We start from the raw sequence: 23,444 nt of genomic DNA on the forward strand, positions 1-23,444 counted from the left end.
ACAGCATGCCGCGATTGAACTTCCCCGCAGCTGGACATCGACGCGCTGATGCGTCACTCGTTCAAGCGCGCACGAGCGCGCGTGGCTCGTATCAACGCGGCCGGCGCTTCGCGCGGCGCGCCGCGACGCTGTGCGCCGCGCTCGTCTGCGCGTTGCCGCTGACATCGTTCGCGCAGGTGAAGATCGGTCTCGTGTTGTCGCTGACCGGGCCTGCCGCATCGCTCGGCATTCCCGCGCGCGACACGGTCGCGCTGCTGCCGAAACAGATCGGCGGGCAAAACGTCGAGTACATCGTGCTCGACGATGCCTCGGACACGACCCAAGCCGTGCAGGACACCAAGAAACTCATCAGCGAAAATCATGTCGACGCGATCATCGGCTCGTCGATCACGCCGAATTCGCTCGCGATGATCGACGTGGTCGCCGAGGGCGAAACGCCGATGATCTCGCTCGCGTCGTCCGCGAAAATCATCGAACCGGTCGATGCAAAACGTCGCTGGGTCTTCAAGACGCCGCAGACCGACGCGATGATGGCCTCGGCGATCGCCGAGCATGCGAGCGGACACGGCGTGAAGACGATCGCGTTCATCGGACAGGCCGACGCGCTCGGCGAGACGTTCTACGCCGAGGTCGCGAAGTTCGCGCAACTGCATCACATCGACGTGGTCGCGAGCGAACGCTTCAATCGCACCGATCCGAGCGTGACCGGCCAGGTGCTGAAGATTCTCGCGACTCACCCCGACGCGGTGGTGGTCGGCGCGGCCGGCACACCTGCCGCGCTGCCGCCGAAAACGCTGCGCGAGCGCGGCTACAAGGGCGTCATCTATCACAACCACGGCGTCGGCAATAACGACTTCCTGCGTGTGTGCGGCGCCGATTGCAACGGCACGTTCCTGCCCGCGAGCCCGGTGCTGGTCGCCGCGCAATTGCCGGTCGATCATCCGGCCAGGCGCCTCGCGCTCGAATACATCGCGCGGTTTGAGGCGCAGCACGGCGCGGGCAGCGTGTCGGCGTTCGGTTCGTACACGTCGGACGCGGACGCATTGCTCGAGCACGCGATTCCGCTCGCTTTGAAGAGCGGCGCGCCAGGCACGCCGGCGTTTCGCCGCGCGCTGCGCGACGCGCTCGAAGGAACCCGCGGTCTCGCGGATACCAACGGCGTCGTCAACATGAGCGCGGCCGATCATCTCGGGCTCGATCAGCGCGCGCGCGTGATGGTCGAAATCACTAATGGCAAGTGGCTTTATCAGCCGCATTGAACGGGTCGCGACGTTCCGCGCGCGACTGAACGAATCACCTATGGACCGCTCACCATGACTCAGTCATCGCAACCGAACGACGCGTACTACGCGCACTACCAGTCGCTGCGTTTGCAGCGTCATCCGCACGGCGTGCTCGAAGTCGTGATGAGCGGCGAGGGCGCGAACAAGAGCGGCCTCGCGACCGCGGACGCACGCATGCATTACGAACTCGCGGAGATCTGGCGCGACATCGATCGTGATCCCGACACGCGCGTCGCGATCATTCGCGGCGAAGGCAAGGGCTTTTCGGCAGGCGGCGATCTGCAGCTCGTCGAGGACATGGCGAACGATTTCGAGGTGCGCACGCGGGTGTGGCGCGAAGCGCGCGACCTCGTCTACAACGTGATCAACTGCGGCAAGCCGATCGTATCGGCGATGCACGGGCCGGCGGTCGGCGCGGGGCTCGTCGCGGGGCTGCTCGCCGATATCTCGATCGCGGCGAAGACGGCGCGCATCATCGACGGGCATACGCGTCTCGGCGTCGCCGCGGGCGATCATGCGGCGATCGTCTGGCCGCTCTTGTGCGGCATGGCGAAGGCGAAGTACTACCTGCTGCTGTGCGAGCCGGTGAGCGGCGAGGAGGCTGAGCGTATCGGGCTCGTGTCGCTCGCGGTCGACGAAAGCGCGCTGCTGCCGAAGGCGTTCGAAGTCGCGCGCAAGCTCGCCGACGGGTCGCAGACCGCCATCCGCTGGACCAAGTACGCGCTGAACAACTGGCTGCGCACGGCGGGGCCGGCGTTCGATACATCGCTCGCGCTGGAGTTCATGGGCTTCGCGGGGCCCGATGTGCGCGAGGGCTTGAGCTCGTTGCGCGAGCGGCGCGCGCCGGATTTTGGCGCGGGCCGTCCGCGTCACGGCGAACCATCGTGATGTCATACCCCAAACGGTATGATCGAATCAACGCGCGCGGCATCGCGCGCTCTACCTGTCATCCAGTACCGAGGCGACAACCATGACCGACACCACTGGCTCCGCGCCGCCCTTTCCCGGCTTTCCCGGTTTTCCGCCCGCTGAAATGCTCGATCGGATGTGGAGCATGATTCGGCTGTCGCCGTTCGGCGCCGCCATGACGGGCGCGCAGCCGGGGGGCGGCACGAGTCCGTCGCTGTCGATGATGTCCGACATGATGGCGCCGCTCACGAGCGTCGAGGAGCTCGACAAGCGCATCACCGACATGCGCGCGGTCGAGCAATGGCTGAAGCTGAATCTGAGCATGCTGCAGTCGGCGATCCAGGCGCTGGAAGTGCAGCGCGCGACGCTCGCGACGCTGCGCGCGTTCGGCGCGTTCGCGCAGACCTCGATGTCGCAGGCGGCGGCTGCTGCAACGGGTGCGGCCGCGACTGACTCGCCGGGCCGCGCCCCGAGCCCCGCGCCGGCGCCGAGCTGGACGAGGCCCGCTGAGCCAGCCCCCGAAAGCGCCCCTCCAGCGGACAGCGACGAAGAGCAAGCGCCGGCGGCACCCGCTTTCGATGCATCCGCATGGTGGAATCTTCTGCAATCGCAGTTCAACCAGATCGCGCAGTTCGCGATGACGCAGCCGTCCGTCGCAGTCGCGGCGGCGGGTGGAGGCACGCAGGGCAAGGCGGAGTCGTCGAAGGCTGCGGATGCGTCGGGCGGCGATCCGTCGGGCGGCGATCCGTCGGGCGGCGATCCGTCCGGCGCCGGTGCGCAAAGCGCGAAGCCGGCCGCCAAGCGGCCGGCCGCGAAGCGCGCCGCGACATCGGCCAAACGCGCGTCCGGCGAGGGCAGGAGCGCGGCAACGCCGAAAAAGTCGACGTGAGCGGGGCGGTGCGGGCAGCACGCTCGCGCCCGGTGCGACTGCGCAAGCAATATCAGAAGCAGCGGCGGTCAGGTCCGCACTTCCACCTTCTGGCCGCCGCGAATCAGTGCCCCATGCCAAAGACAACCCGTCGCCTACGTTTTTGCCGTATGCCAACGCCGGCGATTTCTTCCCGCGCGAATTGCCGACTTTATTGAGAGAAGTCAATGCCATAGCGCGCTCGCACCGCTTCTGTCACGGGTTTGGCCGGAGGCGCGTGCTATCATTGTGTAAGCTTGATCTGGCTTTGGGGCGTGCGCCGAAAACAACCAATCCCACCGCCCTCTCGTCATTCGCCGCCGGCGCTACCGGTGCAGGGCTGGACGGTGCGGTTGTCGACCCGGACTGGCTCGACCTCAGGCAAAGGGTATTGCTTACCCACGGTTGGCCGCGGCGCCCGATTCACGCTCCAGGCGCCAATACAACAGCCCGGACTTCTTTGCTGCCCGATGCTTCTGGGCGGCCGATTAACGCGTAAAATTGAATGCTTGGCCGATAAACGGCATGTCCGTTCGTCGCAGGTAAAAACGGCTACACGTAGCAGCAACAGACACACACAGTATGTGCAGAACAGGGGTGGGACTATGAACACCATGCTTTATCCGGAACTTTATAAATCGCTCGAATCCGTTCGATGGGACATGGAGAAGGACATTCCCTGGGACAAATTCGATGCATCGCTGTTGACCGACGAGCAGGCCGCGACGATCAAGATGAACGCGATCACCGAATGGTCGGCGTTACCCGCCACGGAAATGTTTCTGCGTGACAATCATCACGACAGCGATTTCTCCGCATTCATGAGCGTGTGGTTCTTCGAGGAGCAGAAACACTCGCTGGTGCTGATGGAATATCTGCGCCGCTTCAAGCCGGAACTGGTCCCGACCGAAGAGGAACTGCACGCGGTGCGCTTCGAGTTCGATCCCGCGCCCCCGCTCGAAACGCTGATGCTGCACTTTTGCGGCGAAATCCGCCTGAATCACTGGTATCGCCGCGCTGCCGAATGGCACACCGAACCGGTCATCAAGCACATCTACGAAACCATCTCGCGCGACGAAGCGCGCCACGGCGGCGCGTATCTGCGCTACATGAAGAAGGCCATGGCGCAAACCGGCGACATCGCGCGTGCCGCATTCGCGAAGATCGGCGTGCTGATGGCGTCGGCGCGTCGCACCGAAAAGCCGCTGCACCCCACCAACCTGCACGTGAACCAGGCGCTGTTCCCGCGCGACACGATCCAGTCGCGTCTGCCGGATCCGGAATGGCTCGAGCGCTGGCTCGACGAGCAGATCCGTTTCGACGACGGTTGGGAAAAGAAGGTTGTCGAGCGCATTCTGCACAACCTGTCGCTGCTGTTCGAACGCACGTTCACCACCGCGCAGGAACTGAACCGTTATCGCAAGGAAGTGGTCGCGCGTCTGCAAGCGGCCGAACAAAGCCCGGCGCAGCAGCAACCGGCGTAACGGCTCGGGCGGTTTCAGCACCGTTCAAATGGCGGTCCGGCAAGCGTGAGCTTGCCGGACCGTTTTCCTTTGAGCCGCCCAGCGTGTATCGTGGCGGCACCCGGCATTGCTCTTCCCGCAACTCCGTAACTCCCCAACTCTGTGACCGTGCGATGACCGCCATCTTTGAACGCAAGATTCTGACGCGCGATGCCCTGGTGAAGCTGCGTCCTTCGCTGCGCGCGCCCGTCGTATTTACGAACGGCGTGTTCGACATCCTGCATCGCGGTCACGTGACCTATCTGGCCGACGCGAAGGCGTTGGGCGCGTGTCTGATCGTCGGTGTGAATAGCGACGCATCGGTGCGGATGCTCGGCAAAGGCGACGACCGGCCGATCAACAACGAGGCCGACCGCATGGCCTTGCTCGCGGCGCTGGAAAGTGTCGACTACGTGGTGGGCTTTGGCGAGAAAACGCCGGTCGAGCTGATTTCCGCGCTGCGCCCGGACGTGCTGGTGAAAGGTGGCGACTACGACATGGACGCGCTGCCCGAATCGGCGCTCGTGCGCGGTTGGGGCGGCAAGGCGCTCGCGATTGCGTTCGAGCACGATCGCTCGACCACTGCGCTGTTGAAGAAGGTGCGCACACAGGGTTGATGCCGCGCATTGCCCCGCAAACGCACGGCGCAATGCCGAACCTCTAACCGACCGCGTCGCTCACCTGATTACTGCGGCAACTCCGATGTTGAAATCGGCGCCTGCGGCGCCGGTCCGCCGACCACTGCCTGGTCGGCCGCATCGGCGGCGCTGACCGGGCGCACCTTCAGCCAGTTCGGATGAATCTGGCGGTTCAGATGACCCGGCTCGCGTCCGCTGGCGGTGGGTATCGGGCCGAAGGCGCCACGCAGCGCGACGAAAGCCAACACGTTGACAAAAATCAGAATGGCGATCGGCCAGCGAAGCATTGTGGGTATTTCCAATCCAGAAAGAAGTGGAGCGCCGGGTCCGAGAGCGAAACATGGCCGCACCCGTCCGGCAGGCAATCAGCCGCCTTCGCGCGCCGTATCCTCGGCGGCGATCAGCGCGAGCCCCGACAGTACCAGCGAATCGTGGCGAGTATGCGGCACCTTCAGCGCGCTCGCCACTTCGTCGGCGGCGCCGCCGCTGACCACGAGACGCACGGGCAACTGCCACTCATCCTGCAGATCCCGCCACATCCGCTCGATCAATCCGGCCTGCGCCAGCGTGCAGCCCGCCGACAGCGAGCGCGGAGTATCCGTTGCGAAGAACGGACCGCGTCGGGCCGCGTCGGCCGTATCGGCTCCGTCGAGCAGACCGCGCGCGTGCGCGGCGTCGAGCGTCGGAAGTTGCGCGGTGTGCTCACCAAGCGAGCGCATCATCAGCGACCAGCCGGGCGCAATCAATCCGCCGATAAACGCGCCGTCCGCGCGCAACGCCTCGAGCGTCGTCGCGGTGCCGAAGGTCGCGAGCAGCAGATGTTCGCCGGGAAAGGCCGCGTGCGCGCCGATCATGCCGCACCAGCGGTCGCTACCGAGCGAGTGCGGTGTCGAATAGCAATTGGTCACGCCGCATTGCTGAGCGCTGGCGCGGACCGTCGTGAGCGGCAGTTGCGGCCAGCGCGCTTCGACGAGCGCGGCGAGGTGCGCCGCGATCTGCGCGCCCGCGACGTTGGAGAGCCACGCGCCGCATGGCGCCGGCAAGTCAGCCCAACCAGTTTGCGACGCAGGCTGCGCGCGTGGTCCGGCAACGTCGTGATGCGCGAGCGCACCGCTCGCCAACTGCGTCCCGTCCGGCTGCACCAGGGCCCACTTGATCCGGCTATTGCCCGCGTCGATCAGCAGATAAGGCGCGCGCCGCGTCATGCCGCACCGTCGGCGAGGCGCAGCGACACGTCGCCGGTTGCGATGCTCTGGCGCCCTTCGGCCGTATCGAGCAGCAACTGGCCGCGTTCGTCGACGCCCGCCGCCACGCCACGCGCGAGTTCTTGACCTTGCTCGAGCAGCACCACCTCGCGGCCCGCGTATGCATGCACGCCGTTCCAGCGAGCCTGGAACGGTGCGAAGCCTTCGGCGCCGAAGCGCTGCAGCATCGGTTCGAGCGCGTTCAATTCGGCGGCCAGCGTATCGGTCAGATTCGCGTTCGGCAGCGCGCGCTGCAACGCGGTCGGCACGGTGCCGCGCGCCTGCGGCGGTACCTCGGCGTTCAGCGCGCCGACCTTCGCCGCGAGTTCGTCGGCGCCTTTCACGTTGGTGCCGATGCCGATCACGACCGCACTCGCGTCGTCGGTGCTCCACGCGGTTTCGATCAGGATGCCGGCGAGCTTGTCGCCTTCGAGCAGCACGTCGTTCGGCCACTTCAGCGAGATCTGTCCGGGACCCGCGACCGGCAGCGAACGCAGCCCGTCGACGAGCGCGACGCCCACCGCGAGGCTCAAGCCCGCGAGCCCTTCGAGCGGGCGCGGCAACATGCACGCGACCGAAAACAGCAGCGCGTTGCCTGGCTCCGCGTACCACGGCCGGCCACGACGGCCGCGCCCGGCGGTCTGCAGATACGCGACGCGCACGATCGGCCGCGGCAGCGCGTTCGCGTGTCGCGGTAGTGCTTTCATGTGGGCCATCAGATCGGCGTTGGTCGAACCGGTTTCTTCGACGATTTCGATCGGCCAGTCATGCGCATGCGCGCCGAACAGTTTGACCGCGCGCTCGCGATCGATGCGCCAGTCGGCCGATGCCGACGACGAGGCCGCGGCCGCACTTGTCGCAGCGGGCGGAGAGGCGGGAGTCTTGGAGGCATTCATGCCTCGTATTGTAGCCACAGCAAACCCTCCCGGGACTCGAATGCGGACCGCCGAGGAAGCGACGCGGACCGATGCACATCCTGGCGGACCGGCGGCCGAGCCTTCGCTACAATGGCCGCTAATCCGATAACCAGATTCACGCGATCCTTGAACTACGACACTCCGCCCGGCCTTGAAGTCGCGGCCGGCAGCCAAGGCAAGATCGTCCGTCTCTCGGGCCAGTGGACGGCGCTCGCGCTCGCGCGCGATCGCGACACCGGGCACGTGATTCCGCAACTGCGTTCGCTGACCGGTGCGCAGGGCATCGGCGGGTGGGACCTGTCGCGCGTCGACAGCATGGACCACGTCGGCGGCCAGGCGCTGTGGCGCGTATGGGGCCGCAAATTGCCGCCGGGCACCGCGCTCACGGACACGCAGCGGGACATCTTCGAGCGCATCGCGCTGCTCGACACGGTGCGCGAGAGCGCCGAACCGGTAACGCGCTTCGATCCCTTCACGCGTCTCGGCCTTGGCATCTTCTCGTTCGTTGAGCACATGCAGGGCGGCGTCGCGATGCTCGGGCGTTTCGTGCTCGATCTGCTGGCGATCCTGCGCAAGCCGAAACTCACGCCGTGGACCGAAATCTCCGCGAACATCTACAACGCCGGCGCCCGCGCGCTGCCGATCACCGCGCTCGTCGCGTTCCTGATCGGCATCGTGTTGAGCTATCTGTCGGCACAGCAATTGCGCATCTTTGGCGCGAACCAGTTCATCGTCAATATTCTCGGCCTCGCGGTGATTCGCGAACTCGGTCCGGTGCTGTCGGCGATTCTGGTGGCGGGCCGCTCGGGCTCGGCGATCACCGCGCAGATCGGCGTGATGCGCGTGACCGAGGAACTCGACGCGATGCGCGTGATGGGCATCCCGCACGGCTTGCGGCTGATCCTGCCGCGCGTGATCGCACTGGCCGTCGCGATGCCGCTGCTCGTGATGTGGACCAACGTGATCTCGTTGACGGGCGGTGCGCTCGCCGCGAAGCTCGTGCTCGGCATCGACATGAGCTTCTTCGCGCGGCAACTGCCCGTCGTCGTGCCGATCGCTAACCTGTGGATCGGGCTTGGCAAGGGCGCGGTGTTCGGCATGCTGATCGCGATCGCCGGCTGTCATTTCGGCTTCCGTATCAAGGCCAATTCGCAGAGTCTCGGCGAAGGCACGACGACCTCGGTGGTCACATCGATCACCATCGTGATTCTCGCGGACGCGGTGTTCGCAATCCTCTTTCAGAACGTGGGGCTCGGATGATCGCGCCACTAACCGAAGCCGTACGCGGCCAACCCGTACCGTCGATCGCCGAGCCGGTGATCGAGGTGATCGACATCACCAAGCGCTACGGCCGCAACATCGTGCATCAGCATCTGAGCCTCGACGTGCGGCGCGGCGAGATCGTGTCGATCGTCGGCGGCTCGGGCTCCGGCAAGACCACGCTGGTGCGGCAGATTCTCGGCCTGGAGCGGCCGTCGCGGGGCACGATCAAGCTGTTCGGCGAAGATCTCGCCACGATCTCGCCCGAGACCGCGCTGCTGATGCGCAGCCGCTCCGGCATGCTGTTCCAGCGCGGCGCGCTGTTCTCGTCGCTGTCCGTGTTCGACAACGTCGCGCAACCGGTGCGCGAGCTCGGCAAGGTGCCCGAAGACCTGCTGCGCGACATCGTGATGCTGAAGCTCGAAATGGTCGGGCTGCCGTGCAAGCACGCGTCGAAGATGCCGTCGGCGCTGTCGGGCGGCATGATCAAGCGGGTTGGCATCGCGCGCGCGATCGCGCTGGAACCCGAACTGCTGTTCCTCGACGAACCGACCGCCGGCCTCGACCCGCAGGCATCCGACGAATTCGTCGAGCTGATCTCGGGGCTGCATCGCGCGCTCGGTCTGACGGTCGTAATGATCACGCACGATCTCGACACGATGGTCGCGCTGTCGACGCGCGTGGCCGTGCTCGCCGATCGGAAAGTGCTCGTCAATGCGCCGGTCGAGGAGGCCGCGGGCGTTGACCATCCGTTCATCCGCGAATATTTCCTCGGCCTGCGCGGGCGCCGCGCGCTGCAGGCGCTGCCGCCCGAGCGTCGCGCGAAGCTGCCGCGGGCGGCGCTCGAGCCGGCGTCGTCCGAGTTGTCGCTGTGAGGCCGGCCGCCGCGAAGCGGGCCGCTATGAACCAGGAAAACTGACAATGGAAAACAAAGCACATGCGTTCTGGGCCGGACTCTTCACGGTCGTGCTGACGGCGGCGATCGCGCTGGCCGCGTATCTGTTCAACGTCGACCGCACCGTGCGGGTGCCGTACGACCTGATCGCGCGCACCAATGTGACCGGCCTCTTTGCGGACGCGGCGGTGCGCTTTCGCGGGCTCGACGTCGGCCGCGTACAGTCGATCAAGTTCGATCCGACCCATCCGGGCCAGATTCTGATCCGCATCATGGTCGACGAGCACGCGCCGATCACGCATTCGACGTTCGGCAGCCTCGGCTTGCAGGGCGTGACCGGCATCGCGTTCATCCAGCTCGACGATACCGGGCGCGACCTGACGCCGCTGCACTCGTCGGCGCACCAGGTCGCGCAATTGCCGATGCGCCCCGGTCTGCTCGATCAGTTGCAGCAACGCGGCGACGTGCTGCTGCGCAAGCTCGAAAAAGTCACCGACAACGTGAACGACATGCTGTCGCCCGAAATGGTCGAGCAGCTGCATGAGACGGCGGCGAGCATCGCGCAGGCGGCTTCGGGCGTCGCGACGCTGACTCGGGAAATGGCGCCGGTCGCCAGCAAGCTGCCCGGCACGATCGACCAACTGAACCACACGCTCGCGTCGACCAACCAGATGATCACCGGCCTGAACCGTCCGGACGGGCCCCTCGAGCGCAATCTGAACAAGGTCGGCACGGCCGCGCAGCAGGCCGGCGATGCGCTCGCGCAGATGAACACGACGATTCAGGACCTGTCCGCGCGGGTCGGCTTCGAGACGCTGCCGCGCGTCAATTCGCTGACCGAGGACGTGCGCTCGGCCGCGCAATCGATCGATCGCGCCGCCGACACCTTCAATACCAATCCGCGCAGCGTGCTGTTCGGCGCGCCGCGTGCGGCGCCGGGTCCGGGCGAGGCCGGCTTCGCGTGGCCCGCCGCCGCCGCGCCCGCAGCCCCCGCAGCCCATTAAATTCGCAGGCTAGAACAAAGGAAGATACCCATGTCACGCTCGATTCACCGACTGTTGTCCTCGCGCGCCGCGCTCGCGGCGCTGCTCGCGTTCGGCGTGCTGGCGGCGGGCTGCGCGGGCACGTCCGCGGTCGTGTCGGACGTCCGCTACGATTTTGGACCGCCGCCGCAGAGCGCCGCCGCGAGCCGGCTGCCGGCCGTCAAGGTGCTGGAGGTCAGCGCGCCGTCCGTGCTCGAATCGGACCGGCTGACGTACCGGCTGAGCTACGCCGATGCGCAGCAGACGGCCGCCTACGCCAACAGCCACTGGACGATGATGCCGTCGCAACTGCTGACGCAGCGCCTGCGCAACGTGCTGAGCGAGCGGGGCACCGTGTTGACGGGCGCGGACGGCGTGAGCGCGCCGGTGCTGCGCGTCGATCTGACCGAGTTCGAGCAGGTGTTCGCCAGCCCGACCGACAGCCACGGCGCGATCACCGCGCGCGCCACGCTGATGCAGGGCGGCAAGGTGGTCGGCCAGCACACCTTCGTCGCGCGCGCGCCCGCGCATTCGGCGGATGCGGCCGGCGGCGCGCGGGCGCTCGCCGCGGCCAGCGACGACCTCGTCGCGCAGATCGCCACGTGGCTCGGCTCGCAGGCGCTGGTCGCCGCGCAATGACGGGCGGGCAGCGCACGCAAAGGAGCGCCGCATGAGCGAACGCCCCTGGCTGCGCCGCCCGTCGACGCTGGCCCGTCGGGCGCTGCTGCTGTACGCGGCGCTGATCGTGTACGGATCGTGGTATCCGTTCTCGGGGTGGCGCTCGCTCGGCATCGCGCCGTTCGCCTATCTGTTCGATCCAATGCCGCAGTACCTGACGGCATTCGACGTCGTCACCAACGTGCTCGGCTATATGCCGTTCGGCGCGCTGGTGGTGCTTGCGGTGTATCCGCGCTGGCGCGGCACGCTGGCCGTCGCGCTGGCGTTCGTGTTGGGCGGACTGCTGTCGGGCACGATGGAAGCCGTGCAGACCTATCTGCCGACCCGCGTCGCCTCGAATCTCGACCTTGCCGCCAACACGCTCGGCGCGCTCGTCGGTGCGTCGATGATGTCGCCGTTGACCGGCGCGCTGCTCGATCGCGGCCTGCTCAGGCGTCTGCGCCTGCTGTGGTTCGAGCGCGGCCATGCGACGCTCGCGTGCGTCGTCGCCGCGTGGCCGTTCGCGACGATGTTTCCGGCGCCACGTCTGTTCGGTCTCGGCAACTGGCCGCGCGCGCTGTGGCTGAGCGTCGATCCGGCCACCCAGGACGCGCTGCTCGCGTGGACGCCGTCTGCATGGCACGTCGGCGCATGGCCGGCGGCGGCCGCCGCGTGGCTGGACGACGACACGTGGGAAGCGCTGATCACGACGCTGAACCTGTTCGCGGCGCTCGCGCTTGCGTCGCTGCCGATGCGCCGTCATGCGCCGCGCGCGCGCATGCTGCTCGTGTTCATCGTCACGACCTTGTGCGTGAAGGCCGGCGCGACGTTCCTGCAATCGCAATCGGGCCTCGCGTTCGACTGGGCGACGCCCGGCGCGTTGCTCGGACTCGGGTGCGGCACCGTCGCGGCGCTCGTCGCACTGCCGCTGCGGCGGCGCGTGCGCGCGACGCTCGCGGGCGTCGCACTCGTCATCGCACTCGTGTTCGTCAATCTGCTGCCGGTGAATCCGTATTTCGACGCCGTGCTCGCCGACTGGCGGCAGGGGCGCTACCTGCATTTCAACGGGCTCGCGCGCTGGCTCGCGTGGATGTGGCCCTATGCGGCGCTGGTGTGGCTCGCATTCGCGGTCGAGCGGGCATGGCTGAAGCGGCGCGCGAAGCCGGCCTGACGTGCTTGCGGGCCGGCCGCGAGGCTCCGGCGCCTGCACAGCGCGGTCGCTATAATCGTCCGCACGACGGGCGCTGCGGCATACCGGATGCCGACGGCGCCACTGCACTTCCTTTCAGGCTCGCCTCCAGAACATCATGGATTCCTTCTACAAGCACCACGTTTTCTTCTGTCTGAATCAACGCGACCCCGGCGCCGAGCGTCCGAGCTGCGCGAACTGCAACGCGCAGGCGATGCAGGAGTACGCGAAAAAGCGCGTGAAGCAACTCGGTCTCGCCGGTCCCGGCCAGGTGCGCATCAACAAGGCCGGCTGCCTCGATCGCTGCGAACTGGGCCCGGCGCTCGTCGTGTATCCCGAGGCGGTCTGGTACACCTACGTCGACGAGAGCGACATCGATGAGATCGTCGAATCGCATCTCGTGAACGGCAAGATCGTCGAGCGTCTGAAGATCGATCAATAACGCAAACCACGAAACGATCCACAGGCATCCCGATGAACGTCAACACGAAGAAGTATCTGATCGACGGCCCGGTCGGCAAGATCGAGGTCGCGCTGGACCTGCCCGACGACGTGCGCGATAAAAGCGCCGCGCCGCGCGGCATTGCGCTCGTCGCGCATCCGCATCCGCTGTTTGGCGGCACGATGGACAACAAGGTCGCGCAGACACTCGCGCGCACGCTCGTGCAACTGAACTACGTCACCTACCGGTCGAATTTCCGCGGCGTCGGCCAGACCCAGGGCGAGCACGACGCGGGCGTCGGTGAGCGTGACGATCTGCGCGCGGTGCTAGAGCACATGCGCGCCGATCCGGACTATGGCGATCTGCCGCTCGTGCTCGCGGGCTTTTCGTTCGGCACCGTGGTGCTGTCGCACGTCGCGGCGAAGCTGCGCGACGAAGGCAAGGAAATCGAGCGCATCGTGTTCGTCGGTACTGCGGCGAGCCGCTGGGACGTCGCGCCGGTGCCCGAAGGCACGCTCGTGATTCACGGCGAAGTCGACGAGACCGTTCCGATCCAATCCGTGTTCGACTGGGCGCGGCCGCAGGAACTGCCGGTCGTCGTGATTCCGGGCGCCGAGCACTTTCTGCATCGTAAGCTTCACATCCTGAAGCGCATCATCGTCGACGCCTGGCGCTGAAAACGCGCGACGCGCGTTTTGCGGGGGACAGGTACGCGCAAACGTGTGCAAATCAGCGACACACGCACGAAGTTGACCAGGCAGCGCGCGTATAATGAGCGCTCTTTTTTTGGGCACAGCGCCGCCCAGCCGGCAGAATCGCGCGCCGCGGAGTCATTTCGCGGGAGGGCGCGGCCGGGTGCTCAGCGCTGTGCTCGCGAACCGATTGCGTCGCCATCAGTCCAACGGGCGCCCGCCGTTTTACGGCCAGATGCCCCGCCGACCGGCTCCCCCAACTCCGCGCTGTCGCGCAACGTATTTTTCCGCACCAATCGACCCTATGCGTTTCTCCTCCTCTGGCCGCACGTCCTTCCCGTCTCTCGCTTCTTTCGTTCCCACTTCGCTCAATCGCGCCATCGCCGCCGGTCTCGTGCTGCCGGCCACGCTGGTTGCAAGCACCGCGTTCGCGCAGGTGCCGCCGCCGGGCGTCAACGCGCGCTCGTGGGTGCTCGTCGATGCGACCAGCAACCAGGTGCTCGCGTCCGCCAATGCCGACGAACGCGTCGAACCGGCATCGCTGACCAAGCTGATGACCGCGTATCTCGTGTTCGAAGCGCTCGCCACGAAGAAGATCACGATGGATCAGAGCATCGAGCCGAGCGAAGCCGTGCGGCGCGTGCGCAACGACGAGTCGCGCATGTTCATCGAGGCGCTCAAGCCGGTGACCGTGCACGACCTCGTGTACGGCATGATCGTGCAGTCGGGCAACGACGCGGCGATCGCGCTCGCCGAACTGGTGGGCGGCAGCGAGGCGCAGTTCGTCGACATGATGAACAAGGAAGCGCAGAAGCTCGGCATGAAGAACACGCATTTCGCCGACGTGAACGGCATGCCCGACCCGCAGCACTACACGACCGCGGGCGATCTCGCGATCCTGTCGGCGCGCCTGATCCGCGACTATCCGGACTACTACAACATCTTCTCGGTCAAGGAATTCACGTACAACAAGATCAAGCAGCCGAACCGCAATCGTCTGCTGTGGATCGATCCGAGCGTCGACGGTCTGAAGACCGGTCACACGCAAGCGGCCGGCTACTGCCTGATCGCGAGCGCGAAGCGTCCGCTGCCCGGCACGACCGACGCGTCGCGCCGTCTCGTCTCGGTGATGATGGGCGAGACCAAGGAGCACGACCGCGTGCAGGACAGCCTGAAGATGCTGAACTACGGCTACACCGCCTACGACACGACGCGTCTGTACAAGGCGAACCAGGTCGTGGCCACGCCGCGCGTCTACAAGGGCTCGCAGGACAGCGTGCAGGTCGGCGTGAAGAGCGACCAGTACATCACGCTGCCGAAGGGCGCCGGCGACAAGGCCAAGCCGCAGATCGAACTGAACGATCCGCTGATCGCGCCGATCGCGAACGGCCAGCAGATCGGCACGGCCAAGCTCGTCGCCGACGGCAAGGTGCTCGCGCAATTCCCGGTGGTCGCGCTGCAGCCGGTGCCGCAAGCCGGCGTGGTCGGCCGCGTGTGGGATTCGCTGATGCTGATGTTCAACAAGAAGAAGTAAGGGCTACGTCGCAATGACCGCTGTCTCCGAAGTTTCGCCGGACCCGATCGTCTATCTGAACGGCGAACTGGTGCCGTTGTCCGAAGCGCGTGTCCCGGTGCTCGACCGCGGCTTCATTTTCGGCGACGGCATTTACGAAGTGGCGCCGTTGTACGCGCACGCGAGCGGTCGCCGCACCGCGTTTCGTCTGAAGCAGCATCTGGCGCGTCTGGCGCGCTCGGTCGGCAAGATCGGCATCGCCAATCCGCTCGACGACGCCGGTTGGCGCGAGCTGATCGGACGCGTGGTCGAGGCCAACGAAACGGACGGCGGCCTGTGTGCCGATCAGGACGCGATCGCGTACATTCAGGTGACGCGCGGCGTCGCGAAGCGCGGTCACGCGTTTCCGGCCGGCGTGAAGCCGACCGTGTTCGTGATGGTCACCGCGCTGAGTCTGCCCGGCGCCGCGCAGCGCGCGAGCGGTGTTGCGTGCGTGAGCGCGGAGGATCGTCGCTGGCTCAATTGCGACATCAAGTCGGTGTCGCTGCTCGGCAACGTGCTGATGGCGCAATACGCGGCCGAAAACGACGCCTTCGAGACGCTGCAGTTCCGCGATGGTTTGCTGACCGAAGGGTCGTCGTCGAACGTGTGGGTCGTGAAGGATGGCGTGCTGGCCGCGCCGCCGCGCAGCAACAAGATTCTCGAAGGGATCCGCTATGGGCTCATCGAGGAGCTGACGGCCGAATGCGGCATCCGCTTCGAGGCGCGCGACATCACCGAGGCCGAAGTGCGCGCGGCCGATGAAATCATCATCAGCTCGGCGACCAAGGAGGTGCTGCCGGTCACGCGGCTCGACGGCGCGCCGGTCGGCGCGGGCAAGCCGGGCGCGGTGTTTGCGGCGCTGTATGCGGCGTATCAGCGAGCCAAGGCGGCCGAAGCCGCCGCGGCGCAAGAAGGAGTAGAGAATGAATCCCGAGAACGACTCACTGTTTGAATTCCCCTGCGATTTCCCGATCAAGATCATGGGCAAATCGCACCCCGAGTTTGCCGCGACGATCGTCGAAGTGGTGCGCGAGTTCGATAGCGAGGTCGACGCGTCGCGCGTCGAGACGCGGCCGTCGAGCAGCGGCACCTACACGGGGCTGACCGTCCACGTGCGCGCGACGAGCCGCGCGCATCTCGACGACATCTATCGCGCGCTGACCGGCCATCCGATGGTCAAGGTCGTGCTGTAACACCGCGCGCGTTTTTCACCTCACGGCGCGACGCGCAACGCGTCCGCCGTCGCCCCCTCCGCCGCAAGGCGCGCGCTCGCCTCGGGCCCCGCCGCGCAGGCGAGATCGAACAACTGCCTGAAGCGCGCCACCTCGTCGAACACCCAGTCGCGAAACGCCTTGACCCGCGCGGTCTCCAGCGTCTGCGGCAGGCAGACCAGATAGTATTGCCACGGGCTGGGCCCATCCACATTGAAGAGCCGCACGAGCCGGCCCGCTGCGATTTCGTGCATCGCGAGCGAGCGGCGCGTCAGTGCGACCCCCTGGCCGTCGACGGCCGCCTGCAGCAGATTCGACGAATCCTGATACAACACGCCACGCTTCGGCTCCGGCCAGTCGGTGAGGCCGGCGGCGTCGAACCATGGGCGCCATAGCTCGTCGTCGGAGCGCAGCAGCGGGACTTTGGCGAGATCGGCCGGAGTTTGAGGCAGCTTGCCGCCGTTGAAGTTGGGCGAGCAGGCCGGGAAGAAAATCTCGTCGAGCAGCAGCTCCGCGTGCAGTCCGGGATATTTGCCGAAGCCGAAACGGATCGCGACGTCGACGTCGTCGCGCGCGAAGTCCGTCAGCGCATTGGTGGTCAGCAACTCGAGATCCCACTGCGGATTCGCCTCGATAAAGCTGCCGATGCGCGGCGTTACCCAGCGCGCCGCGAACGACGACAGCATCGATATCACGAGGCGCCGCTCGCGGTCGCCGGCGCGGATCGCGCGAGTCGCGTCGGCGAGCTCCATCAGCGCGGCGCGCACCTGGGTGGCGTAGCGGCGGCCGGTTTCGGTGAGGCGCACGCGCTTGCCGTCACGCGCGAACAGCGACACGCCGAGCTCGGCCTCGAGCGCGCGGATCTGGTGGCTGACCGCGCCGTGCGTGACGAAGAGCTCGTCGGCGGCGCGCGAAAAGCTCTCGTGGCGGGCGGCGGCTTCGAACGCCTTGATCGCGTTGAGGGCGGGGAGTTGACGCAGGTCCATCGGAATATTTCTCACATAGACGTGAAAATTGATCGTTTTGCCCAAGTCCTTGCTGCACCTAGGATTCTAGTCAGGAAACCATTTTTGGCGAGGGCCTCATGCGAGAAATTTCCTCTAGCATTGCATATGAAATCCGCACTGGCGACACGCTGCCGCTGAAGGTCGCGCGCAGCACGAAGCTGACCGTGCGCGGCGGCGCGGTGTGGGTCACGCGCAGCGACGACACCAAAGACTACTGGCTGCAGCCCGGCCAGACACTGCATCTGCGGCGCGGCGAGCGGCTCTGGCTCAGCGCCGAAGGCGCCACGTTCGCGAAGGTCACGTTCTCGGTGCCGACCCGCTGCGACAAGCGCGCGCTGAACTGGTTCGCGCGCATCGGCGAGCGCTGGATGATGCGCGTACGCGGCGGCTGGCGCACCGTTTGAGCGTGGATGCGGCGGCTGCGCCGTGACTTGCGATGGGGCTGGCGGCACGCCGGCCCCGCTGTGTCGAGTTCCCCGTCCCCTCGGGCGCGGTTTCCGAGATTTCGGTAAACTCCCGGGATCATGTGCGCCACCCCGGTTTCTCCGTCTCCTCTAGCAGCCATCGAGCCGCCCACGGTGCGCTGGCTCGGCCGCGAACCCTACCAAGTCAGTTTCGACGCAATGCGCGCGTTCACCGAAGCGCGCACCGCCGAAACACCCGACGAAATCTGGCTCGTCGAACATCATCCCGTCTTCACGCTCGGCCAGGCCGGCGATCCGGCACACCTGCTTGCGGCCGACAGCAGCATTCCGCTCGTCAAGGTCGACCGAGGCGGGCAGATCACCTATCACGGGCCCGGCCAGGTGGTCGCGTATCTGCTGCTCGACCTACGCCGGCGCAAGCTGATGGTGCGCGAGCTGGTCACGCGGATCGAGCAGGCCGTGATCGACACCCTGGCGGCGTATAATCTCGCCGGAGAACGCAAGGCGGGCGCCCCCGGCATCTACGTGGCGCCCGGGCCCGAGGCCGGGCCGCATGCGGGCGCCAAGATCGCGGCGCTTGGCCTGAAAATCCGCAACGGTTGCAGCTATCACGGCGTGAGTCTGAACGTGAACATGGACCTGCAGCCGTTTCTCGCGATCAATCCATGCGGCTACGCGGGGCTCGAAACAGTCGACATGGCGACGCTCGGCGTCGCCGCCGGCTGGGACGACGTGGCCCGTACCCTCGCAGCAAGTCTCACCGCAAACCTCGACGGCAATCCCGCGGCCGTCGCCCAACCGCAGGCCGGTGCGCTCACCGCCTGACTGGATCGAACGAATGACTGACGTAACCGCGAATTCCGCAGCAGCCACTCCCGCGCCCGAAGGCGTGCCGGCCCCCGCCGCCTACGACGCTACCGCGAAGCAGAAAGCGCATGCCAAGACCGCGCGCATCCCGATCAAGGTCGTCCCGATCGAAAAGCTGAAGAAACCGGACTGGATCCGCGTGAAGGCGGCCACCGGCAACTCGCGCTTCTACGAGATCAAACAGATCCTGCGCGAGCACAATCTTCACACGGTGTGTGAAGAGGCGAGCTGCCCGAACATCGGCGAATGTTTCGGCAAGGGCACCGCGACCTTCATGATCATGGGCGACAAGTGCACACGCCGCTGCCCGTTCTGCGACGTGGGCCACGGCCGTCCCGATCCGCTCGACGCCGACGAACCGGCCAACCTCGCGCGCACCATCGCCGCGCTGAAGCTGAAGTACGTGGTGATCACCAGCGTCGACCGTGACGATCTGCGCGACGGCGGTGCGGCGCACTTCGTCGAATGTATTCGTCAGACGCGCGAGCTGTCGCCGGAAACGCGCATCGAGATTCTGACGCCGGACTTTCGCGGCCGGCTCGACCGCGCGCTCGGCATCCTGAACGCGGCGCCGCCCGACGTGATGAATCACAACCTCGAAACGGTGCCGCGTCTGTACAAGGAAGCGCGTCCGGGTTCGGACTACGCGCATTCGCTGAAGCTGCTGAAGGACTTCAAGGCGCTGCATCCGCACGTCGCGACCAAGTCCGGCCTGATGGTCGGCCTCGGCGAAACCGAAGAGGAAATCCTGCAGGTGATGCGTGATCTGCGTGATCACGACGTCGACATGCTGACGATCGGCCAGTATCTGCAGCCGTCGGAGCACCATCTGCCGGTGCGCGCTTACGTGCATCCGGACACCTTCAAGATGTACGAGGAAGAGGCGTACAAGATGGGCTTCACGCACGCCGCGGTGGGTGCGATGGTTCGTTCGAGCTATCACGCCGACGTGCAGGCGCATGGAGCCGGCGTCGTCTGACGCGCTGGCGCCTCGCCGCTGTTGCGTCGCTTCACACCCGCAAAAACGAAAAAGCCCGCCGATGTGCGGGCTTTTTTTTGAACCGTTCATCTATCAGTAAGGAAACGACACGTGGCAACTGGGATCGATCGCGGCACCTCCGCACAATGGCCTTATCCGCGGCTGATCGCGCACCGCTGCGGCGGCACGCTCGCGCCGGAAAATACGCTGGCCGGTTTCGACGCCTGCGTGCGCTACGGCTATCGCATGGTCGAATTCGACGCGAAGCTGTCCGCCGACAACGCACTGTTCCTGCTGCACGACGACACGCTCGATCGCACGACCAACGGCCACGGGCCTGCTGCCATGCACACGTGGCAGCAACTTGCCGCTCTGGATGCCGGCGCGTGGCGCGGCGCCGAGTTCGCCGGCACGCGGCTGCCGACGCTGGCCGACGCGGCCGGGCGTTGCGCGCGCGACGGCATCGCCGCGAACATCGAGATCAAGCCGTGTCCGGGCCGCGAAGTCATCACCGGCACGCTGGTCGCGCAAGGCGCGCTCGAGCTTTGGCAAGGGCGGACGCCGCCGCTCCTGTCGTCGTTTTCGTTCGACGCGCTCGCCGCCGCGCGCGCGGCCGCGCCGTCGCTGCCGCGCGGCATGCTGTTCGAGCAGGTGCCGGCGGACTGGCTGAGCATCGTGCGTGAGCTCGACTGCGTATCGCTGCACGCAAGTCACCGTTATCTGAGCGAGCCGCTGGTCGCGCAGATCCGCGCGGCCGGGCTGCGCGTGCTCGCCTACACGGTGAACGATCCGGCGCGCGCGCGGGTGCTGGAAGAATGGGGCGTAGACATGATTTGCACCGACCGGATCGATCTGTTGAGCTGAAGTCGCGCTCGCGAGCTTCAAACCCCTGCGGGTTTTCCCGCAACCGCGCGCGCCCACGATTCCGGATTCCCCGACAGCACTCGTCCGGATTTCCGGAATCCCGGACGGCGCGCGCCGCGCCTTGCCAAAAAAACCCATAAAAATCAAGGCTCTCAGTCTGAAATCAAACTGGCATCGAGCTTGCAATTTAAAACGCGTGGCCGCCACGGCCCGACAAAAAAGCAAGGAGACAACGATGTCCGATTTCCCTTCCCGGTATTTCTGAATTCGTCGTCTTTGCAGCGGCCCGCTATCGTGCGCGCACGTGACGATGTTTCGTTTGCGTGTCGCGCGTCGCGGCAAGTCATTCGCTCATATCCCTCGCAGGAACCATCGTGAAGAAACCTATCCATAAAGTGCTGTACGTCCAGGTGATCGTGGCGATCATCATCGGCATCGTACTCGGACATTTCTACCCGAATCTCGCCACCGACATGAAGCCTCTCGGCGACGGCTTCATCAAGCTGATCAAGATGGTGATCGGACCGATCATCTTCTGTACGGTCGTGACGGGCATCGCCGGCATGGAAGATATGAAGAAGGTCGGACGCGTCGGCGGCAAGGCGCTGTTGTACTTCGAAATCGTCTCGACGTTCGCTCTGGTGCTCGGCCTCGCCGCCACGCACCTGCTGCGACCCGGCGCCGGCTTCAACGTCGACCCGGCCTCGCTCGATAGCCGCGCGGTCGCGTCGTATGCCGCGAAGGCGCACGGCCAGTCGACCGTCGACTTTTTCATGCACCTGATTCCGGACACGCTGTCGTCGGCGTTCGCCCAGGGTGAGATCCTGCAGATCCTGCTGATCGCGCTGCTGTTCGGCGCCGTGCTCGCGACGGCCGGTGAGAAGGGCAAGCCCGTCACGAACTTCATCGAAGGGCTCTCGCACATCCTGTTCGGCATGGTGCGCATCATCACCAAGCTCGCCCCGATCGGCGCATTCGGCGCGATGGCCTTCACCATTGGCAAGTACGGCATCGGCTCGCTGCTGCCGATGCTCAAGCTGATCGGCACGTTCTATCTGACCTCGATCGTGTTCGTGGTGGTCGTGCTCGGCGCGATCGCACGCATGGTGGGCTTCAACATCCTGCGTTTCGTCGCGTACATCAAGGAAGAGATGCTGATCGTGCTCGGCACGAGCTCGTCCGAAGCCGCGCTGCCGCAACTGATGCAGAAGCTCGAAAATCTCGGCTGCTCCCGCTCGGTGGTGGGCCTCGTGGTGCCGACCGGCTACTCGTTCAACCTCGACGGCACCAACATCTACATGACGATGGCGGTGCTGTTCATCGCCCAGGCGACCAACACCGACCTCTCGTGGGGCCAGCAGCTGACGCTGCTCGCGGTGACGATGCTGACCTCGAAGGGCGCGAGCGGCGTGACCGGCGCGGGCTTCATCACGCTCGCGGCGACGCTGGCCGTGGTGCCGACGATTCCGCTGTCGGGCATGGTGCTGATCCTCGGCATCGACCGCTTCATGAGCGAGTGCCGCGCGCTGACGAACATCGTCGGCAACGGCGTTGCGACGGTCGTCGTGTCGGCCTGGGAAAAAGAGCTCGATCACAGCAGGCTGAACAAGGTGCTGCGCGGCGATGTGGCGGTCAAAGAGCCGGCCGGCGTTTGAGCCGCGCCTCGCCAACCCTGTCGTGACCAGCGCGGACGCCTAAGCATGAAACCGGCGTCCGCGCATCCTTCCGAGGCGTCTGTCGTCGCTCCGGTGTTCCCGGAGCTTGCGACGCTTACCTCTGGCGGCGATCCCTTGCCGCCCTATGCCACAATGTCCGATGCCCATCGATCGGACTTTGCCAACGTGACCCGCCGCCTGCTGATTCTCTTCGCGCTCGCAGCCGGGCTCGCGGCGGCATGCTGGCTCACCTACAGCCTTGCGTGGAAAAGCGGTATCGACACGCTGCGGCGCAACGCCGCCGTGCGCGCCGAGCGCACCGCGAGTGCGCTCAGGAGCACGCTCGAGCGTTACGAATCGCTGCCTTACCTGCTCGCCGAGCATCCAATCGTGCAGGACGTGCTGATCGATCCGACTCCCGCCAACGTCAAGCGCGCGAACCTCTATCTCGAAGACCTGAACCGCCACGCGCGCGCGACGGTCACCTACATCATTTCGCTCGACGGCTACTGCGTCGCCGCCAGCAACTGGCGCGGCCCGGGCAGCTTCGTCGGCGCGGGCTATCAGTTCCGGCCGTATTTCGTCGATGCGATGAATGGCGGCGTCGGCCGCTTCTTCGGCATCGGCACGATTTCGCAGGCGCCCGGCTACTACATCTCGCAACCGGTGCGGCGCGACGGCAAGATCGTCGGTGTCGCGGTCGTCAAGCTCGATCTCGAATGGTTTCAGGGTGTCGACGTGTCCGAGCCGCTCGTGGTCACCGACGATCATGGCGTGATCTTCCTGTCGTCGGTGCCGGCATGGAAGTACCACACGATCCGGCCGCTGCCCGGCCGGATCGCCGATTCGATCTACCAGGCGCGCCAGTACGCGCAGCAGCCGCTCGAGCCGCTGCCGGTGACGGTCGAGCGCATGCTCGAAGGCAATGCGCAGATCCTGCGCATCGGCGGCGGGCGCCTGGCGCCGCGCTACCTCGCGTCGCGGCACGCGATGGGCGAGCCGGACTGGCATCTGATCACGATGTCGCCGGTCGATCCCGTCGATGCCGACGCGCTCAAGGCGACCATCGTCACCGGCTTCGGCTATGTGTCGCTGGTGCTGCTCGCGTTCTACTGGCGCATGCGGCGCGCGCGTGTGCGCGAAGTGATGCGCAGCCGCGCGCTGCTGCAGAAGGCGTATGCGGAGCTGAACCAGCGCGTCGCCGAGCGCACCGCGGATCTGTCCGAGGCGAACCAGCAGTTGCACAAGGAAGTCGCCGAGCGCACCCGCGCCGAGCAGGAGCTGCGCGCCGCCCACGACGAACTGATCCAGGCGAGCAAGCTCG

The 23,444-nt window shown here is 66.2% G+C and carries 25 protein-coding genes; 21 read left to right on the forward strand and 4 right to left on the reverse strand.

The window, feature by feature from the left end; translation table 11 throughout:
• Nucleotides 1-5 precede the first annotated feature (5 nt).
• The 5 genes from AB3X89_RS11290 (at nt 6) to rfaE2 (ending at nt 5,218) form a co-directional block, all read left to right on the forward strand.
• Nucleotides 6-1,259, forward strand: coding sequence for an ABC transporter substrate-binding protein (locus AB3X89_RS11290; RefSeq protein WP_368583334.1), 1,254 nt, complete (start codon nt 6-8; stop codon nt 1,257-1,259).
• A gap of 54 nt (nt 1,260-1,313) precedes the next feature.
• On the forward strand, nt 1,314-2,171 hold the full coding sequence (locus AB3X89_RS11295; protein WP_176122253.1) for an enoyl-CoA hydratase/isomerase family protein: 858 nt from the start codon (nt 1,314-1,316) through the stop codon (nt 2,169-2,171).
• Nucleotides 2,172-2,253: 82 nt separating this feature from the next.
• Nucleotides 2,254-3,081, forward strand: a complete 828-nt coding sequence (locus AB3X89_RS11300) for a PhaM family polyhydroxyalkanoate granule multifunctional regulatory protein (protein ID WP_368583335.1) — start codon at nt 2,254-2,256, stop codon at nt 3,079-3,081.
• Nucleotides 3,082-3,704: 623 nt separating this feature from the next.
• The gene (locus AB3X89_RS11305; RefSeq protein ID WP_013088232.1) at nt 3,705-4,583 is read left to right on the forward strand and encodes a ferritin; all 879 of its coding nucleotides are present in this window, start codon (nt 3,705-3,707) and stop codon (nt 4,581-4,583) included.
• 152 nt (nt 4,584-4,735) lie between these two features.
• Nucleotides 4,736-5,218, forward strand: coding sequence for a D-glycero-beta-D-manno-heptose 1-phosphate adenylyltransferase (rfaE2, locus tag AB3X89_RS11310; RefSeq protein WP_152851779.1), 483 nt, complete (start codon nt 4,736-4,738; stop codon nt 5,216-5,218).
• 68 nt (nt 5,219-5,286) lie between these two features.
• On the opposite strand, the gene AB3X89_RS11315 is transcribed toward rfaE2, so the two are convergent.
• From AB3X89_RS11315 to AB3X89_RS11325, 3 genes are all read right to left on the reverse strand, one after another.
• Complete coding sequence (locus tag AB3X89_RS11315) at nt 5,287-5,526, reverse strand: hypothetical protein (RefSeq protein WP_368583336.1); 240 nt, start codon at nt 5,524-5,526, stop codon at nt 5,287-5,289.
• A gap of 78 nt (nt 5,527-5,604) precedes the next feature.
• Complete coding sequence (locus AB3X89_RS11320) at nt 5,605-6,444, reverse strand: type III pantothenate kinase (protein ID WP_368583337.1); 840 nt, start codon at nt 6,442-6,444, stop codon at nt 5,605-5,607.
• On the reverse strand, nt 6,441-7,379 hold the full coding sequence (locus AB3X89_RS11325; RefSeq protein ID WP_368583338.1) for a biotin--[acetyl-CoA-carboxylase] ligase: 939 nt from the start codon (nt 7,377-7,379) through the stop codon (nt 6,441-6,443). Before AB3X89_RS11325 ends, AB3X89_RS11320 begins: the two co-directional genes overlap by 4 nt.
• A gap of 147 nt (nt 7,380-7,526) precedes the next feature.
• On the opposite strand from AB3X89_RS11325, the gene AB3X89_RS11330 reads away from it, so the two are divergent.
• The 10 genes from AB3X89_RS11330 (at nt 7,527) to AB3X89_RS11375 (ending at nt 16,305) form a co-directional block, all read left to right on the forward strand.
• Nucleotides 7,527-8,660, forward strand: coding sequence for an MlaE family ABC transporter permease (locus AB3X89_RS11330; protein WP_368583339.1), 1,134 nt, complete (start codon nt 7,527-7,529; stop codon nt 8,658-8,660).
• A complete protein-coding gene (locus AB3X89_RS11335; protein ID WP_368583340.1) occupies nt 8,657-9,535 on the forward strand; it encodes an ABC transporter ATP-binding protein in 879 nt (292 codons plus the stop codon). Before AB3X89_RS11330 ends, AB3X89_RS11335 begins: the two co-directional genes overlap by 4 nt.
• A gap of 46 nt (nt 9,536-9,581) precedes the next feature.
• Nucleotides 9,582-10,559, forward strand: coding sequence for an MlaD family protein (locus AB3X89_RS11340; protein WP_368583341.1), 978 nt, complete (start codon nt 9,582-9,584; stop codon nt 10,557-10,559).
• A gap of 30 nt (nt 10,560-10,589) precedes the next feature.
• On the forward strand, nt 10,590-11,216 hold the full coding sequence (locus tag AB3X89_RS11345) for an ABC-type transport auxiliary lipoprotein family protein (protein ID WP_368583342.1): 627 nt from the start codon (nt 10,590-10,592) through the stop codon (nt 11,214-11,216).
• A gap of 31 nt (nt 11,217-11,247) precedes the next feature.
• Nucleotides 11,248-12,405: a VanZ family protein gene (locus tag AB3X89_RS11350; protein WP_368583343.1), complete on the forward strand. Its 1,158-nt coding sequence runs from the start codon at nt 11,248-11,250 to the stop codon at nt 12,403-12,405.
• Between the two features lie 136 nt (nt 12,406-12,541).
• Nucleotides 12,542-12,865 (forward strand): ferredoxin, encoded by a 324-nt coding sequence (locus tag AB3X89_RS11355; RefSeq protein ID WP_013088242.1) that lies wholly within the window; start codon nt 12,542-12,544, stop codon nt 12,863-12,865.
• A 32-nt stretch (nt 12,866-12,897) separates the two neighbouring features.
• Nucleotides 12,898-13,542: an alpha/beta hydrolase gene (locus AB3X89_RS11360; RefSeq protein ID WP_368583344.1), complete on the forward strand. Its 645-nt coding sequence runs from the start codon at nt 12,898-12,900 to the stop codon at nt 13,540-13,542.
• A 319-nt stretch (nt 13,543-13,861) separates the two neighbouring features.
• Complete coding sequence (locus AB3X89_RS11365) at nt 13,862-15,091, forward strand: D-alanyl-D-alanine carboxypeptidase family protein (RefSeq protein WP_368583345.1); 1,230 nt, start codon at nt 13,862-13,864, stop codon at nt 15,089-15,091.
• A 13-nt stretch (nt 15,092-15,104) separates the two neighbouring features.
• Nucleotides 15,105-16,064, forward strand: coding sequence for a D-amino acid aminotransferase (locus AB3X89_RS11370; protein WP_368583346.1), 960 nt, complete (start codon nt 15,105-15,107; stop codon nt 16,062-16,064).
• Nucleotides 16,036-16,305 carry a DUF493 family protein gene (locus AB3X89_RS11375; RefSeq protein ID WP_013088246.1) on the forward strand — a complete coding sequence of 90 codons (270 nt, stop codon included), beginning with the start codon at nt 16,036-16,038 and terminating at the stop codon, nt 16,303-16,305. Before AB3X89_RS11370 ends, AB3X89_RS11375 begins: the two co-directional genes overlap by 29 nt.
• Nucleotides 16,306-16,325: 20 nt before the next feature.
• On the opposite strand, the gene AB3X89_RS11380 is transcribed toward AB3X89_RS11375, so the two are convergent.
• Entirely contained in the window at nt 16,326-17,309 is a 984-nt protein-coding gene (locus tag AB3X89_RS11380; protein ID WP_368583347.1) for a transcriptional regulator GcvA, read from the reverse strand.
• Nucleotides 17,310-17,407: 98 nt separating this feature from the next.
• Here AB3X89_RS11380 and AB3X89_RS11385 point away from each other — a divergent pair, with 98 nt between their 5' ends.
• From AB3X89_RS11385 to AB3X89_RS11410, 6 genes are all read left to right on the forward strand, one after another.
• On the forward strand, nt 17,408-17,734 hold the full coding sequence (locus AB3X89_RS11385; protein WP_013088248.1) for a DUF2917 domain-containing protein: 327 nt from the start codon (nt 17,408-17,410) through the stop codon (nt 17,732-17,734).
• 120 nt (nt 17,735-17,854) lie between these two features.
• Nucleotides 17,855-18,580, forward strand: a complete 726-nt coding sequence (gene lipB / locus AB3X89_RS11390; protein ID WP_368583348.1) for a lipoyl(octanoyl) transferase LipB — start codon at nt 17,855-17,857, stop codon at nt 18,578-18,580.
• A gap of 13 nt (nt 18,581-18,593) precedes the next feature.
• The gene (gene lipA, locus AB3X89_RS11395) at nt 18,594-19,601 is read left to right on the forward strand and encodes a lipoyl synthase (protein ID WP_368583349.1); all 1,008 of its coding nucleotides are present in this window, start codon (nt 18,594-18,596) and stop codon (nt 19,599-19,601) included.
• Between the two features lie 111 nt (nt 19,602-19,712).
• Nucleotides 19,713-20,465: a glycerophosphodiester phosphodiesterase gene (gene ugpQ, locus AB3X89_RS11400; protein ID WP_368583350.1), complete on the forward strand. Its 753-nt coding sequence runs from the start codon at nt 19,713-19,715 to the stop codon at nt 20,463-20,465.
• A 374-nt stretch (nt 20,466-20,839) separates the two neighbouring features.
• Nucleotides 20,840-22,120 (forward strand): dicarboxylate/amino acid:cation symporter, encoded by a 1,281-nt coding sequence (locus AB3X89_RS11405; protein ID WP_368583351.1) that lies wholly within the window; start codon nt 20,840-20,842, stop codon nt 22,118-22,120.
• A 45-nt stretch (nt 22,121-22,165) separates the two neighbouring features.
• Nucleotides 22,166-23,444 (forward strand): cache domain-containing protein (locus tag AB3X89_RS11410; protein WP_368583352.1); only part of this gene is annotated, 1,279 nt, incomplete at its 3' end.

The sequence above is a fragment of the Paraburkholderia sp. BR14320 genome (assembly GCF_040948665.1).
GTDB classification, from domain to species: domain Bacteria; phylum Pseudomonadota; class Gammaproteobacteria; order Burkholderiales; family Burkholderiaceae; genus Paraburkholderia; species Paraburkholderia youngii.